The sequence below is a fragment of the Achromobacter sp. JUb104 genome, assembly GCF_024806975.1.
Taxonomy (GTDB): domain Bacteria; phylum Pseudomonadota; class Gammaproteobacteria; order Burkholderiales; family Burkholderiaceae_B; genus Achromobacter; species Achromobacter spanius.
Map to the genome: position 1 here is coordinate 377,614 of NZ_JANUEY010000001.1, position 15,097 is coordinate 392,710.

Genomic DNA, 15,097 nt, shown 5'->3' on the forward strand with positions numbered 1-15,097 from the left:
CCGGGGCTGACCAGAACCAGGGATGGGCATTGCGCCCATCCCTATTTTTTTGTCTGGCCTTTGCGTGCCGTGGCCAGCATGGCGGTGCAGACGCCGCGCAGCATGTCCACTTCGTCACGGGTCAGCGCGGGGCGTGAAAACAGGTGCCGCATGCGCGGCATCAGCTTCTTGGGATGGGCGGGGTCCAGGAACTGCACACCGACCAACGCCTCTTCCCAGTGCGCCAGGAACGCCTGCACGGCCTCGCCCGAGGCGGGCTCGGCGCCGCGCGACGGTTCCTGCGCGGTCGAGGTGGGCAGCAAGGCAGCGCCCTGTTCCACCAGCAGCGCATAGCGCAACTCCCAGGCGGCCAGTTGCAGCGCCTGGGCCACGTTGAGCGAGCTGTATTCGGGGTTGGCGGGAATGTGGCAGATGCGGTGGCACAGCGCGATCTGCGCGTTGGTCAGCCCGGCCCGCTCGGTGCCCAGCACCACGGCGGTCACGCCCTCGGCCGTGCTGGCCAGATGCGCGCGGGCCAGGTCGGCCGCCTGACGGATGTCGCAGGGCGGAGGGCCCAGGTCGCGCACCCGCGCGGTCAGGGCGAAGGCCATCGTCACCGGGGCCAGCGCTTCTTCCAATGAAGGGTAGATGCGTGCGTTTTCCAGCACGTCCAGCGCGCCGCTGGCCAAGGCCACGGCCTCAGGCTGGGTGGTTACATCTGGAAATTTTGGCTCCACCAAGACCAGTTCGGAGAAGCCCATTGTCTTGATGGCACGGGCCGCCGAACCCACGTTTCCGGGGTGGCTGGGGTTCACCATAATGAAGCGAACACGTGAAAATGCTTGAGTCATTTAAAATGGCGCGTTTGGCTTCACGCCTTCCTGGTTTTTTGGGTCGATTTCCCCGTTGGGGCGACGATGGATCCGGGGGGCGGCAAGTGGCCTATCATCACGCGAACCCACCGCATACGTACGGAATTTTATGCACCCGATGCTCAACATCGCCATCAAGGCGGCCCGGCGTGCCGGCACCATTATCAACCGTGCCAGCATGGATTTGGAACGACTCAGCGTGGCTCGCAAGGGGCCGCGCGATTATGTCACGGAAGTCGATCGCGCCGCCGAGGAGTCCATCGTCGAGACCCTGCATGCCGCTTACCCGGACCATGCCGTGCTGGGCGAGGAATTCGGGCTGCAAGGTCCCGACCAGGCTGAATTCCAATGGATCATCGATCCCCTGGACGGCACGACGAACTTCATCCACGGCCTGCCCAACTACGCCGTGTCCATCGCGCTGACGCAGCGCGGCCAAGTGACGCAAGCGGTCATCTATGACCCCTCGCGCAACGAACTGTTCACGGCTAGCCGTGGCAGCGGCACCTTCTTGAACGACCGCCGCGTGCGCGTCTCGGGCCGCACTCGGTACCACGAAGCGCTGCTGGGCGCCCACTGGCCCAACGCCGGCGACCCTGAACAGGGTTCGCAGCGATTCCGCCATATGGCGGAAAACGTCACCGGCGTGCGCCGCATGGGCTCCACCGTGCTGGACCTGGCCTACGTGGCCAGCGGCCGCCTGGATGGCTTCTGCGGCGTGGGCTTGAAGCCCTGGGACCTGGCGGCCGGCAGCCTGATGGTGCTGGAAGCCGGCGGCCTGATCGCCGACTTCGACGGCGAGCAAGGCTGGATGGACAGCGGCAATGTGCTGGCCGCCACGCCCAAGATCTTCACGCAGATGCTGGGCTCGCTGAACCCGCCGTCGGCAGCCTGATTCCGGCATGAATCCGGCATGAATCCGGCATGAATCCGGTTTCAAAAAAGACTGGCCTTCGGGCCGGTTTTTTTTTGGCGTGACGCGTTCGGGCAAGCCCCGCGCATGGCGCAAAGCCAATGGCCATCAGGCAAACGGACGGGGGCGCGTCACCGGCATGTCATGAATTTTCCATGTACGATTACCGGTCGTGTAACTTCTGGAGCTCCTGATGGAGTGGCTGCTGGACCCCGCCGCGTGGGTCGGCTTGCTTACCCTGGTCGTCCTTGAGATCGTCCTGGGCATTGATAACCTGATATTCATCGCCATCCTGGCGGACAAGCTTCCCCCCGAGCAACGCGACCGCGCTCGCGTCCTGGGGTTGAGCCTTGCGCTGATCATGCGCCTGGGTTTGCTGTCCGTCATGTCGTGGCTGGTCACCTTGACCACACCCTTGTTTTCGGTGGGCCCCTTGTCCCCCTCGGGCCGCGACTTGATCCTGATGGTGGGCGGCCTGTTCCTGCTGTTCAAGGGCACGATGGAACTGCACGAGCGCCTGGAAGGCGGGTTTCACAGTGGCTCGTCAGGCCCGCGCGTGTACGCCAGCTTCTGGGTGATCGTGACGCAGATCGTGGTGCTGGACGCGGTGTTCTCGCTGGACTCGGTCATCACGGCCGTGGGCATGGTGGACCACCTGGCCATCATGATGATTGCCGTCGTCATCGCCATCGGCATCATGCTGATCGCCTCCAAGCCGCTGACGCGCTTCGTCAACGCGCATCCCTCCGTGGTGGTGCTGTGCCTGGGCTTCTTGCTGATGATCGGTTTCTCGCTGCTGGCCGAAGCGTTTGGCTTCAAGGTGCCCAAGGGCTATCTGTATGCGGCCATCGGCTTCTCGGTGGCCATCGAAGCGTTGAATCAGGTGGCGCGCCGCAACCTGCTCAAGCTGGACGCCCGTCGTCCCATGCGGGAACGCACCGCGTCGGCCGTGCTGCGCATGCTGGGCAAGCGCCCGCCCGCCAGCGACGAGGCCGACCTGCCCAACATGGACGGCCCGGCCATGCCGGCCTTCGGCGTTGAAGAGCGCAACATGGTCAGCGGGGTGCTGACCTTGGCCGAACGTTCCATCCGGTCCATCATGACGCCGCGCACGGATGTGTCGTGGATCAATATTGATGACGACCCGGACCTGATTCGCCACCAATTGACCGAGGCGCCCCACAGCTTCTTCCCGGTCTGCCGGGGTTCGCTGGACGAGGTGCTGGGCATCGCGCGCGCCAAGGACCTGGTCGCGGACTTGATCACCGAGGGCCGTGTGCGCCGCAATCGCTTGCGCGACCCGATCATCGTGCACGAGTCCATCGGCATTCTGCGCCTGATGGATACGCTTAAGCGCTCGCGGGGCCAACTGGTACTGGTGGCCGACGAGTTCGGCGCCATTGAAGGCCTGGTCACGCCGATTGATGTATTCGAAGCCATTGCCGGTGAGTTCCCCGACGAGGACGAACTGCCCGACATCGTGGCCGACGGCGACAACACCTGGAAGATCGACGGCGCGGCCGACCTGCACCACGTTGAACAGGTGCTGGAAACCGAAGGCCTGGTCGACGACGCGCAGGAATTCTCGACCCTGGCGGGCTACCTGTTGTCGCGCTTCGGCCACCTGCCCAAGCCGGGCGATGTTTGCGAATACGAAATTCACTACCAGCATTTCCGCTTCGAGGTGCTGGAGATGGACGGTCGCCGGATCGCGCTGGTGCGCGTTGAAAAGCGGCCGCAGGAAATGCTGTCGGACGAAGCCCCCCTGGCCAACGATTAACCGGACCCTTATCCAACGTGACTGATAACGCGCTCTACCTGATCAAGGCCTTCATCCTCGGCATTCTTGAAGGCCTGACCGAGTTCATCCCCGTGTCCAGCACCGGCCACCTGATCCTGGTGGGTGACTGGATCAATTTCCAGTCCAGCGATGGCAAAGTGTTCGAGGTGGTGATCCAGCTTGGCTCGATCCTGGCGGTGATGTGGGTATTCCGCGCGCGGCTGCTTCAGCTGATACGCGGCACGCTGACCGGCGTGGCGAGCGAGGTCGCGTTCACCCGCAACCTGATCATCGCGTTCCTGCCGGCGGCAGTCATCGGCGCGATCTTCATCAAGACGATCAAGTCGGTGTTCTATCACCCGGGCGTGGTGGTCGTGACGCTGGTGGTGGGCGGGTTGATCATGCTGTATGTCGAGCGCAAGACCCACCATACGCCGGGCGATGCGCCGGGTGCGGCGGACGATACGGCATCCGATGAAAGGGCGTCGGCGCACACGTTGGAGCAGATCACCTGGAAGCAGGCGTTGGGCGTGGGGGTGGCGCAGTGTTTTGCGATGATCCCGGGCACGTCGCGGTCTGGCGCCACCATCATCGGCGGGATGATTGCCGGAATTCAGCGCAAGACGGCCACGGAGTTCTCGTTCTTCCTGGCCATGCCCACGATGCTGGGCGCAGCGATTTTTGATATGTACAAGAACTTCGGCGTGCTGACCCAGCACGATTTGTCGGGCATCGCCGTGGGCTTCATCGCGGCATTCCTGAGCGCGATGGTGGTGGTGCGCGCGGTGCTACGTTTCGTGGCGAACCATACGTATAGAGTGTTCGCGTGGTACCGAATCGTGTTCGGCGGGATTGTGGCGGCTTGGATCTTTACGCGCTGAGGTAACGGTGGCGCTGCGCGCAGGGTACGGGTGGGGCGCTGGTTGATGGGTTTGCGCGGTGGGGGATGGGGTTTTTATCCCTGCTTTGCCGCGCTGCACCCATCCTACGGGGGCGCTGGTTGATGGGTTTGCGCGGTGGGGGATGGGGTTTTTTATCCCTGCTATGCCGCGCTGCACCCATCCTACGGCTGCTGGGCGATGGGGTTTTTATCCGTGTCTTGCCGCGCCATTCCCATCGTAGGATGGGTGTGGCGCGAGACGTTGCAGGCTAGGGCGAAGGCGGTACAACGCGCAAACCCATCAAACGGCATCTGCTACGGAAATCCCATGCTGGTTGATGGGTTTGCGCGTTAGGCATTGGGATTCTTATCCGTGCCTTGCCGCGCTACACCCATCCTACGTTTCCAGGTCGTAGAACTCTAGCCCGTCGCGGTCGATGGTGAGCCAGCCGCCGCGGGGGGGCGACACGTGGTCAAAGTCCCAGTCGGGCAGTACCCAGCGTTCGCATTTCTTGCCGTCGACGTCCAGCACATGGCGCGCCGGGCGGTGGGTGTGCCCGTGCACCAGCACGCGCACGCCGGTGTCGCGGAAGATTGCGTCGATGGCCGCGCCATTGACGTCCATGATTTCCATGGACTTCGTCTGGTTGGCCGCCTGGCTTTCGCCACGGGCCTGCTGCGCCATCGCCAGGCGGTCGGGAATGCTCTTGCCCAGGAATTCGGACTGCCATTGCGGATTGCGGACCATCTTGCGGAACTGCTGATACGCGGCGTCGTCCGTACAGAACTCGTCGCCGTGCGTCAGCAGCACCTGGCCAAAATCCGTTTCCAGCAGCGCCGGTTCGGGCAACAGCTTGGCGCCCACGGCATTGGCCAGCTCTTCCCCGATGAGGAAGTCGCGGTTGCCGCGGCCCAGCCACACGGGAATGCGTGCGGCCGTCTCGCGCAGCGCCGTCAGCACCGTGGCAAGCCACGGTGGCGCGGCGCGGATCACGTCGTCGCCGATCCAGGCGTCAAAGATGTCGCCCGGCAGCAGCAAGGCTGCGGCGTCTTCTTGCGCGGCTTCCAGGAATGCCAGGAATGCCTCGGACGTGGCCGGCGTGGCCGGCCCCAAGTGCAGGTCGGACGCCAGCCAGATCTGGCCGGGCAGGGCAATCTTATTCAAGAATTTCGGCCTTCTCGATGATCACGTCTTCGTTGGGCACGTTCTGGTGGAAGCCCTTGTTGCCGGTCTTCACGCCCTTGATCTTCTCGACCACGTCGGTGCCTTCGGTGATGGTGCCGAACACGGCATAGCCCCAGCCGTTCGGCGTGGGCGACGTGAAGTTCAGGAAGTCGTTGTTGGACACGTTGATGAAGAACTGCGCGGTGGCCGAGTGCGGGTCGCTGGTGCGGGCCATCGCCAGGGTGTACTTGTCGTTCTTCAAGCCGTTGTTGGCTTCGTTTTCGATGGGGGCATGCGTCTGCTTTTGCTTCATGCCGGGTTCGAAGCCGCCGCCCTGGATCATGAAACCGTCGATCACGCGGTGGAACACCGTGCCGTTGTAGAAGCCTTCCTTGACGTAGGTCAGGAAGTTTTCGACGGTCTTGGGGGCCTTGGCGGCATCCAGGGTGATGACCATATCGCCTTGGTTCGTGACGAGCTTGACGCGCGGATTGGTGCTCATGGCTTTTGTGCCTTCAGAAGTAGTGGTGGTGGAGGAGGCCGCTGGGGCGGCGCTGACAAGCGCTGGGGCAAATGCGGCCAGCGCGAACGAGCACGCCGTCAGGCGCAGCAGGTGAAAGGGGGAGTATCGGGACATCATTTGCCTTGTTTATCCTTCAGCATGGTTTCGACTTCACGAGCCTTTTCCTGCATGCCCGGCACGCCATCGCTGGCGGCCTTTTTGTAGGTGCGCAGGGCCAGTAGAAGTTGCAGATCGCCCAGATTGGCGCGGGCGGCGGCATAACCGGGGTCAGCGCGTAATGCCATTTGCAGGGCATCTTGCGCTTTTTCAAGTTCTCCGCGGCTGGCATATAGAGCGGCCAGATTATTCCAAGGTTCCGGAAGCTCCGGGAAACGCGTGGTCATTTCGGTATAAATGTCGATGGCTTCTCCCGGGCGGTCCAGGGCAGCCAAGGCGCGCGCGTGCTGGAACATCAGTTGCACATCGGTGCCGCGCTGGTCCTTGATTTCGGCCTGGCGCTTTTCGATCATCGCCAGTGCTTCTTCGTTGTCGCCGCGGTTCAGCAGCGTTTCGATGCGAGTGGTGATCTGCGATGCCGACGGCGTCAGCCGCGTGTCGACGCCGGGTTTCGCCGCTTCCAGCAAATTGGCCAGGGCGTCCCAGCCGCCTTCGGGCGGAATGGGGTCCAGGGTGGTGCGCGTGGCGTTCGGGTTGGCTCCGCCGCCGCCAGCCATCGACTGGGCAAGGGCGGTTCCAGCCGGCGCGCCGGCAAGGGCCAGGGCGAGCAGGGCGACAAAAAAACGCGGCTTGATCGTCACGTGGGTATCCGTTAAAAGTCGTGGCCGGGCAGCACTGATACGTGCGACCGGGCCGCTTGCTATACTTGACGACCGCCATTTTAGCCCCGGTTGCGTTTTTGGTTCGGCGTTGGGTAGAGCTTTATGCCAGAGCGCTATGAGTCAGTGCTTTATGCCAGAGCGGCATGAAGGTAATTGACCCCAAAAGCCAAGCTTTGAAGCCTAAGCCCAAGAGCTAAGGCCAAGAGCAACAACCTATCCCGATGGCGGCAAGCTGCGCGGGTATCGTCCCGCCCAAGCAACTTTTTCCGATTCCGCCGCGGAAAGCAATCAGACACTTCATAAGCGCCATGCTGCAAATCTACAACACGTTATCGCGTACCAAAGAACCGTTCAAACCGGCCCAGGCTGGTCAGGTGCGCATGTACGTGTGTGGCATGACCGTGTACGACTTCTGCCATCTGGGCCACGCCCGCATGCTGGTGTCGTTCGATGTCGTGCAGCGTTGGCTGCGCGCCAGCGGCCTGGCCGTCGACTACGTGCGCAACATCACTGACATTGACGACAAGATCATCCGCCGCGCCGTTGAAACCGGCCGCCGCATTGGCGAAGTCACCGAGTTCTACATTGCCGCCATGCATGCCGACGAGCAGGCGCTGGGTGTTGAAACGCCCGACCGCGAGCCGCGCGCCACGCAATACGTGGGCGAGATGCTGGACATCATCGGCAAGCTGGAACAGAACGGCCTGGCCTATCAGGCCGATGACGGCGACGTGAACTACGCCGTGCGCGGCTTCCCCGGCTACGGCAAGCTGTCCGGCAAGACGCTGGACGACCTGCGCGCCGGCGAGCGCGTGGCGGTGGGCTCGGCCAAGCGCGACCCGCTGGACTTCGTGCTGTGGAAGTCGGCCAAGGCCGAAGAACCCGACGACACCAAATGGGAATCGCCCTACGGCATGGGCCGCCCGGGCTGGCACATCGAATGCTCGGCCATGAGCAAATCCCTGTTGGGCTTGCCGCTGGATATCCACGGCGGCGGCCCCGACCTGAAATTCCCGCACCACGAAAACGAAATCGCGCAGACCGAAGGCGCGTTCGGCGGCACGCTGGCCAACGTCTGGATGCATTGCGGCCCGCTCATGGTTGATTCGGACAAGATGTCCAAGTCCCTGGGCAATTTCCGCACCATCCGCCAAACCATCGCCCAGGGCAACCCGGCCACCGATGACGCCAGCTACAGCGTGAACCCGCGCGAAGCGGAAATGGTGCGCTTCTTCATCGTGCGCAATCACTACCGCAGCTCGCAGAACTACACGCCCGACAACCTGATCGACGCGCAAAACGCACTGGACCGCCTGTACCAGGCCTTGCAGAACGTGCCCGCCGACGACCAGGGCATCGACTGGAACGAGCCGCAGGCCCAGGCCTTCAAGGCGGCCATGGATGACGACTTCAACAGTTCGGGCGCGGTCGCGGCCCTGTTCGAACTGGCGTCCGAAGCCAACCGTGGCAAGAGCGCGCGCAGCGCCGGCCAGTTGAAGGCACTGGCTAGCCTGTTGGGCTTGTTGCAGCAGGACCCGGCAACGTATTTCCAATCGCCCACCCGCTATTCGGCGGCGGCCATCGAGCAAGGCCAGCGCGCCACGCTGGACGCCACGGCCATCCAGGCCCTGATCGACGCCCGCGCCGCCGCCAAGGCAGCCCGCGACTTCGCCGAAGCGGATCGTATCCGCGCGGAATTGCGCGAGGCCGGCATCGAACTCGATGACAAGCCCGGTGGCTTGACGCAATGGCGACGGGCGTGAGCCCAGTGGATACGCCCGATATGTCCACTCCCGATCTCGACGTTCCCAAGCCTGAATATTGGGAAACCGCCGTCGCCCATCTGATGCGGCGCGACCGCATCCTGAAAAAGGTCATCCCCCAGCACCCCGAGGTCTGGTTGACCTCGCGCGGCACGCCGTTCGTGACCTTGGCGCGCGCCATCATCGGCCAGCAGGTATCGGCCAAGGCGGCCGACGGCGTCTGGACCAAGTTCATCGAAGCCGTGGGCAAGCGTCCCACGCCCGTGGCCGTGCTGCGCGTGGGCCTGGAAGGCCTGCGTAAGGCAGGGCTGTCGCAACGCAAGGCCGAATACGTGCTCGACCTGGCCGTGCACTTCGGCGAACGCCGCGTCCACCCTGAAAAATGGGCGGCGATGGACGACGAAGCCGTTATTTCTGAATTGGTCGCCATCCGGGGCATTGGGCGCTGGACGGCGGAGATGTTTTTGATTTTCAATCTACAGCGGCCTGACGTCCTGCCGCTGGATGATCCAGGGTTGCTCAAGGCAATCTCGCTACACTATTTCAGTGGCGAGCCTGTCTCGCGCTTCGAGGCTCGCGAAGTCTCGCTGGCGTGGCAGCCCTGGCGTACCGTGGCAACCTGGTACTTATGGCGCAGTCTGGAACCGACACCGGTCCAGTACTGATGCACACCAGGCAGCCCATCTACGGAACCACACTACATGCGCAATACATTTCTGGAATTTGAACAGCCGCTGGCCGAACTTGAAAACAAGATCGAGCAGCTGCGCTATGTGCAGGCCGATTCGGCGGTAGACATCTCCGACGAAATCGGACGTCTGCAGCAAAAGAGCCAGACCTTGGCCAAGGAAATCTACGCCAAGCTCACGCCTTGGCAGACGGCCCTTGTCGCCCGCCATCCCCAGCGTCCCTACACGCTGGACTACGTGCGCGAAATGTTCACCGACTTCCACGAACTGCACGGCGACCGCATGTACGCCGACGATCAATCCATCATTGGTGGATTGGCGCGGTTCAACGGCACGCCCTGCATGGTCATCGGCCATCAAAAGGGTCGCGACACCAAGGAACGCGCCGCCCGCAATTTCGGCATGCCGCGTCCCGAAGGCTATCGCAAGGCCCTGCGCCTGATGCGCCTGGCTGAAAAATTCGGCATCCCCGTGTTCACCTTCGTAGACACCCCGGGCGCCTACCCCGGCATCGGCGCTGAAGAGCGCGGGCAGTCGGAAGCCATCGGCCATAACCTGTACGCCATGGCCGAGCTCAAGGTCCCCATCATCTGCACGATCATCGGCGAAGGCGGCTCCGGCGGCGCGCTGGCGATTGCCGTGGGCAATGCCGTGCTGATGCTGCAATACGCCACCTACGCCGTGATCTCGCCCGAAGGCTGCGCGTCCATCTTGTGGCGCAGCGCCGACAAGGCGCCGGACGCCGCCGAAGCCCTGGCCATCATCGCGCCGCGCTTGAAGGACCTGGGCCTGGTCGACCGCGTGGTCAACGAACCGGTGGGCGGCGCCCATCGCGACCCCCGCGTCATGGCCCGCCTGTTGCGCCGCGCGCTGGGCGATGCCCTGCGCCAATTGCAAGGCATGACGCCCGAGCAGCTTGTGGAACAGCGCGTGCAGCGCCTGCTGTCCTACGGCGCCTACCAGGAAGTGCGCGCGTAACGCAGGCAAAGGCGCTGGCCGCTTGGCCGGCGCCACGGCCGCGCCGCCCGCGCCCTGCATCATGAACACGCCTCCCACGCCCGACACGCCCCTTGCGGCCGAGTCGGGCGTGTTGCGTTGCGCGTCCGTCGCGCTGCCTTTGACGCCCGCGCTGCTGACGGCGTTGCGACTGGCCTTGCGTGCCTTGCCGGCGCAACCGGCACGCATCGGCGTGGCCTTGAGTGGCGGCGCCGACTCGGCCATGCTCGCCGTGCACGCGGCGGCGGTGGCGCGCGAATTGGGCATCGGCCTGGCGCTCTTGCACGTGCACCACGGCTTGCAGTCCGCCGCCGACGACTGGGGGCGGCACGTCCATGCCTTGGGCGCCTTGCTGGGGCTACCGGTCCAGGAAGCTCGCGTGCAGGTGGAGCAGGGCGCGGGCAAAGGGATCGAGGCCGCCGCGCGCGACGCCCGCTACGCGGCGCTGGCGCAGCTTGCGCAGGCACAGGGCATCAACCACGTGCTGCTGGCGCATCACCGCAACGACCAGGCCGAAACGGTGTTGCTGCGCCTGCTGCGCGGCACGGGCGTGGTGGGCATGGCGGCCATGTCCGACCGCTCGGTTCGCGACGGCATCACCTATCTGCGTCCTTGGCTGGGGCAGGACCGCGCCACGATCTTGCAGGCCGCCGCTTCGGTCGAAAACGCCTGCGGCTGGCGCCCGGTACAAGACCCCACCAATGCCGACCCGCGCTACACACGCGCCGCCGTGCGCGAACTGCTGGCGCCGGTGCTGGACAGCCGCTGGCCCGGCTGGCGCGCCATTGTGGCGAGGCACGCCGCCCACATGGCCGAAGCCGCCCAGATCCTGGACGAGGTGGCACGCGAAGATTTTGCGCGGCTGGAACCGAGTGCAGACGGCGCCAGCTTTTCGTTGAAAGCGTGGCGGGAATTGTCACCGGCGCGCCAGGCGCAGGTGCTGCGCTTCTGGCTGCAACAAAACGGTGCGCGCATGCCCACGGACGCGCGCCTGCGCGACCTGCTGCGCCAATTGCGCGAACTGCACAGCCTGGGCCATGACCGCCAGTTGCGGGTGGAGCAGGCCGGCCATGTGGTGCGCTGCCATCGGGGACGGGTCTGGGTCGAGCCGCGCGGATAGCGATTGTGGTTTCCGCAGGAATTCACGGAAAAATAACCGCCCAATGAACGTAAATTCGCACAAATTGAGCAAATTTTTACCGCCGCGCTAGAATATATGGTTTTGCCCGTCACCACTTTGCGGCGGGTTTCCAGCCAGAGTACGAGATGTCCCTGATCGTTCACAAATATGGCGGTACTTCGATGGGCTCGGTCGAGCGCATCCGAAACGTGGCGCGTCGCGTCGCGAAGTGGCATGCCGCCGGCCACCAAGTTGTTGTTGTGCCGTCGGCAATGGCGGGCGAAACCAATCGCCTGCTGGGTCTGGCGCGCGAAATTTCGCCCCAGCCTGACGGCCGCGAACTCGATATGATCGCCGCCACCGGCGAGCAGGCCAGCAGCGGTTTGCTGGCCATTGCGTTGCAGGCCGAAGGCGTGCCCGCGCGCAGCTATGCCGGTTGGCAAGTGCCGGTGCGCACCGATTCGTCGTTCACCAAAGCCCGCATCAGCTCCATCGACGATGCGCGCGTGCGCGCTGACCTCGACGCCGGCCGCGTGGTGATCGTGACCGGCTTTCAGGGCATAGACCCCGAAGGCCACATCACGACGCTGGGCCGTGGTGGTTCGGACACCTCGGCCGTGGCCGTGGCAGCCGCCATCAAGGCCGACGAATGCCTGATCTACACCGACGTGGACGGCGTCTACACGACCGATCCGCGCGTGGTGCCCGAAGCGCGCCGCATGGCCGTCGTTTCCTTTGAGGAAATGCTGGAAATGGCGTCGCTGGGTTCCAAGGTGCTGCAGATCCGCTCGGTGGAATTCGCCGGCAAATACCGTGTACCGGTCCGGGTGTTGTCCTCGCTGACCGACCCGCTTATTCCGCTCGACGAAGAAATGGTCTCGGGCACGCTGATTACTTTTGAGGAAGACGAAAAAATGGAAGCCGCCGTAGTCTCCGGCATCGCCTTCAGCCGCGACGAAGCCAAAATCACCTTGCTGGCGGTGCCCGACAAACCGGGTATCGCTTTCTCCATCCTGGGTCCGGTCGCCGCCGCTAATATCGACGTCGACATGATCGTGCAGAACCAGTCCGTGGCCGGCACCACCGACTTCTCGTTCACCGTGAACCGCAACGAATTCGCGCGTGCCGTCGACCTGCTCAAGCGCGAAGTCATCCCCGCCGTGGGCGCGCGTGAACTGTCCACCGACGAGAAGGTTGCCAAGGTCTCGATCGTGGGCATCGGCATGCGTTCGCACGTGGGCGTGGCCAGCTTGATGTTCCAGACGCTTTCGCAAGAAGGCATCAACATCCAGATGATCAGCACCAGCGAAATCAAGACGTCGGTCATCATTGACGACAAGTACATGGAATTGGGCGTGCGCGCGCTGCACAAGGCGTTCGGCCTGGACCAGGCGCCGGGCGCCAAGGAATAAAGGCAGCGAGTCCGGCACGATTTTTTTGCATGATGACCCCGTTTGCGGGCAACGGCCAAAAAATTCGTGCTAGAATCTCGTTCTCTTTTCGGAGACGTGCCCGAGAGGCTGAAGGGGCTCCCCTGCTAAGGGAGTATGTGGCTAAAAACTGCATCGTGGGTTCGAATCCCACCGTCTCCGCCAGATAAGCTTCGGCGCTGGCTTAAGTACAGCGGTGAAGATAAAAACCCCGCAATCGCGTAAGTGATTGCGGGGTTTTTTCATGTCGTTCTTATCTGCATCGCCTACGTCTGCATCGCCGCCAACAGCGCGCGCGCCTGTTCCACCACATCCGCATCGTTCGGCCTGAACCTCATCTGCATGGCTTGCGGCAGTTGCGTGTAGTGCGCGTGGCCACTGCGGGCATACGCCGGGTCGTAATGGCGGTTGATCAGGTCGCTTGCCAGCTCCAGGCGGCGGCCTTCGTCCACCATCTGTAGCCAGCCCTTGATGACGTCGCGGCTGTGCAGGCCAAGCAGGCGTTGCAACTGTTCCTTGAGCCAATCGGCGTTGTCGAATAATTGCGCGTAGTCCTGCTGTAAAAACGCCGCGCGGTCTTCGGGTGTGCAGACCACTTCAATGCACGCGCCTTGATGCATGGCTTGCAGCAGCGCGGGTGGCAACGCCACGGCGCCGATCTTGCGGCTTTCGGCTTCAACGAACACGGGGCGCGTGGTGTCCAGGGCACGCAGGCGCGCGGCTAGCAAGGTGTCGAAACGCTTTTGTGAGGGTTGTGCAACGCCCGGCACGGCGCCCAGCAGCGAGCCGCGATGGGATGCCAGGTGCTCAAGGTCCAGCGTCTGTGCGCCAGCCGATTCAAGCGCGTGCAGCAGGCGCGTCTTGCCGCTGCCCGTGGGACCCACAAGCACCACGCAGCGCAGCGTGGTGGGCAGGGTGTCCAGGGCAAGCAGCGTGGCGCCACGGTAGCGTTTGTAGCCACCGTTCAATTGCCTGGCGCGCCAACCGATCATGTTGAACATCACAGTCATCGAGCCCGAGCGCTTGCCGCCGCGCCAGCAGTACACCAGCGGACGCCAACCCTGCGGCCGATCGACGAAGGTGGTTTCCAGGTGCCGTGCGATGTTGCGCGCAACGATCGCGGCGCCAATGCGCGAGGCTTCGAAGGGCGAGACCTGGGTGTACAACGTGCCGACCCGCACGCGCTCTTCGTCGTTCAGCACCGGTGCGTTGATGGCGCCGGGGATGTGGTCGATGGCGTACTCAAGCGGCGAGCGCACGTCGATGATTTCGTCGAAGTCGTTTAGCTGTTCCAGATCAGCGAGCAGGTGTTTCACGTTCAAGGCCGTTGTGTTGAGCGGCCATTAGAGTAGTGCTTTTCTGACCGCACCCAAACTTGCACGCCGCAAAAATTCACGCTATTATTCAAGGCTTGCTTGAACGCGCGCCCGTAGCTCAGCTGGATAGAGTACCTGGCTACGAACCAGGGGGTCGTAGGTTCGAATCCTGCCGGGCGCACCAAGTTTCGAAGTGGTTTGATTGTGCTGATGTTGAGCCGAATGAATCGCTAAAAAACTTTGAGTAGAACAAGCAAAAAAAGCAGTAAAAAAAGCAGCAAAAAAAAAGCAGTAAACATGCAGTAATGGTGAAATTGTTCTGATATAATTTTGCCTCTTTGTCGGAGCGCCCGTAGCTCAGCTGGATAGAGTACCTGGCTACGAACCAGGGGGTCGTAGGTTCGAATCCTGCCGGGCGCACCAGATTTCAGGTCACACTGAAATCACCGTCAAAGAAAATAGAAAGGCCTTTGATCATTGATCGAAGGCCTTTTTGTTTTGTGCGGCGTGGAATGCATGGAAGCGATGCGGGAGTGATGCAGGGCGGGTGGTGTACATGCTGTGGTGTAAATGCAGTGGTGTACGGCGTAGTGCGCGACGGTAGTGCACATCGAATTTCCCCCTCGATTTGCACGACCCTATTTTTTCATGTTATAAACACGCCTCTTTCGGGGCGCCCGTAGCTCAGCTGGATAGAGTACCTGGCTACGAACCAGGGGGTCGTAGGTTCGAATCCTGCCGGGCGCACCAACTTATTTTTGAACACGCGATATCCGAAATGTCGTGGTTCAGCCGAAGCGTAAAAGCGAACGGCAACACGCAATGCAAAGCGGCTTGATGGTCATCCATCAAG

The 15,097-nt window shown here is 62.9% G+C and carries 13 protein-coding genes and 4 tRNA genes; 12 read left to right on the forward strand and 5 right to left on the reverse strand.

The genetic code is table 11. The features are described from left to right. Positions 1-41: 41 nt before the first annotated feature. The gene (locus tag M2361_RS01760; protein ID WP_259245940.1) at positions 42-830 is read right to left on the reverse strand and encodes an RNA methyltransferase; all 789 of its coding nucleotides are present in this window, start codon (positions 828-830) and stop codon (positions 42-44) included. Between the two features lie 130 nt (positions 831-960). Between M2361_RS01760 and M2361_RS01765 the strand changes: the two genes are divergently transcribed. The 3 genes from M2361_RS01765 (at position 961) to M2361_RS01775 (ending at position 4,425) form a co-directional block, all read left to right on the forward strand. Continuing rightward, a complete protein-coding gene (locus tag M2361_RS01765) occupies positions 961-1,746 on the forward strand; it encodes an inositol monophosphatase family protein (RefSeq protein WP_259245941.1) in 786 nt (261 codons plus the stop codon). Between the two features lie 211 nt (positions 1,747-1,957). Then, on the forward strand, positions 1,958-3,544 hold the full coding sequence (locus M2361_RS01770) for a TerC family protein (protein ID WP_259245942.1): 1,587 nt from the start codon (positions 1,958-1,960) through the stop codon (positions 3,542-3,544). A gap of 17 nt (positions 3,545-3,561) precedes the next feature. Further along, positions 3,562-4,425: an undecaprenyl-diphosphate phosphatase gene (locus tag M2361_RS01775; protein ID WP_259245943.1), complete on the forward strand. Its 864-nt coding sequence runs from the start codon at positions 3,562-3,564 to the stop codon at positions 4,423-4,425. A gap of 396 nt (positions 4,426-4,821) precedes the next feature. Here M2361_RS01775 and M2361_RS01780 read toward each other — a convergent pair whose 3' ends face one another. From M2361_RS01780 to M2361_RS01790, 3 genes are all read right to left on the reverse strand, one after another. Further along, on the reverse strand, positions 4,822-5,589 hold the full coding sequence (locus M2361_RS01780) for a UDP-2,3-diacylglucosamine diphosphatase (protein WP_259245944.1): 768 nt from the start codon (positions 5,587-5,589) through the stop codon (positions 4,822-4,824). Continuing rightward, positions 5,582-6,091, reverse strand: a complete 510-nt coding sequence (locus tag M2361_RS01785) for a peptidylprolyl isomerase (protein WP_006225507.1) — start codon at positions 6,089-6,091, stop codon at positions 5,582-5,584. The genes M2361_RS01780 and M2361_RS01785 overlap by 8 nt, the downstream gene beginning before the upstream one ends. A gap of 134 nt (positions 6,092-6,225) precedes the next feature. Beyond that, positions 6,226-6,909, reverse strand: a complete 684-nt coding sequence (locus M2361_RS01790) for a tetratricopeptide repeat protein (protein ID WP_259245947.1) — start codon at positions 6,907-6,909, stop codon at positions 6,226-6,228. Between the two features lie 329 nt (positions 6,910-7,238). Here M2361_RS01790 and cysS point away from each other — a divergent pair, with 329 nt between their 5' ends. The 6 genes from cysS to M2361_RS01820 all read left to right on the forward strand — a co-directional run bounded on the left by cysS (position 7,239) and on the right by M2361_RS01820 (position 13,093). Further along, positions 7,239-8,693, forward strand: a complete 1,455-nt coding sequence (gene cysS / locus M2361_RS01795) for a cysteine--tRNA ligase (RefSeq protein WP_259245948.1) — start codon at positions 7,239-7,241, stop codon at positions 8,691-8,693. Positions 8,694-8,713: 20 nt separating this feature from the next. Next, positions 8,714-9,358, forward strand: coding sequence for a DNA-3-methyladenine glycosylase (locus M2361_RS01800; protein ID WP_259245949.1), 645 nt, complete (start codon positions 8,714-8,716; stop codon positions 9,356-9,358). Between the two features lie 36 nt (positions 9,359-9,394). Further along, positions 9,395-10,360 carry an acetyl-CoA carboxylase carboxyltransferase subunit alpha gene (locus M2361_RS01805; RefSeq protein WP_259245950.1) on the forward strand — a complete coding sequence of 322 codons (966 nt, stop codon included), beginning with the start codon at positions 9,395-9,397 and terminating at the stop codon, positions 10,358-10,360. A gap of 163 nt (positions 10,361-10,523) precedes the next feature. Next, a complete protein-coding gene (gene tilS / locus M2361_RS01810; protein ID WP_310508903.1) occupies positions 10,524-11,498 on the forward strand; it encodes a tRNA lysidine(34) synthetase TilS in 975 nt (324 codons plus the stop codon). A 146-nt stretch (positions 11,499-11,644) separates the two neighbouring features. Continuing rightward, entirely contained in the window at positions 11,645-12,910 is a 1,266-nt protein-coding gene (locus tag M2361_RS01815; protein ID WP_259245952.1) for an aspartate kinase, read from the forward strand. Positions 12,911-13,000: 90 nt separating this feature from the next. Next, positions 13,001-13,093: transfer RNA gene (locus M2361_RS01820), tRNA-Ser, on the forward strand. Positions 13,094-13,194: 101 nt separating this feature from the next. Here M2361_RS01820 and mnmH read toward each other — a convergent pair. Then, the gene (mnmH, locus tag M2361_RS01825; RefSeq protein ID WP_259245953.1) at positions 13,195-14,244 is read right to left on the reverse strand and encodes a tRNA 2-selenouridine(34) synthase MnmH; all 1,050 of its coding nucleotides are present in this window, start codon (positions 14,242-14,244) and stop codon (positions 13,195-13,197) included. A gap of 107 nt (positions 14,245-14,351) precedes the next feature. On the opposite strand from mnmH, the gene M2361_RS01830 reads away from it, so the two are divergent. From M2361_RS01830 to M2361_RS01840, 3 genes are all read left to right on the forward strand, one after another. Next, a tRNA-Arg gene (locus M2361_RS01830) sits at positions 14,352-14,428 on the forward strand. Positions 14,429-14,590: 162 nt separating this feature from the next. After that, positions 14,591-14,667: transfer RNA gene (locus tag M2361_RS01835), tRNA-Arg, on the forward strand. A gap of 250 nt (positions 14,668-14,917) precedes the next feature. Further along, positions 14,918-14,994, forward strand: a tRNA-Arg gene (locus M2361_RS01840). The last annotated feature ends 103 nt before the right edge of the window (positions 14,995-15,097 follow it).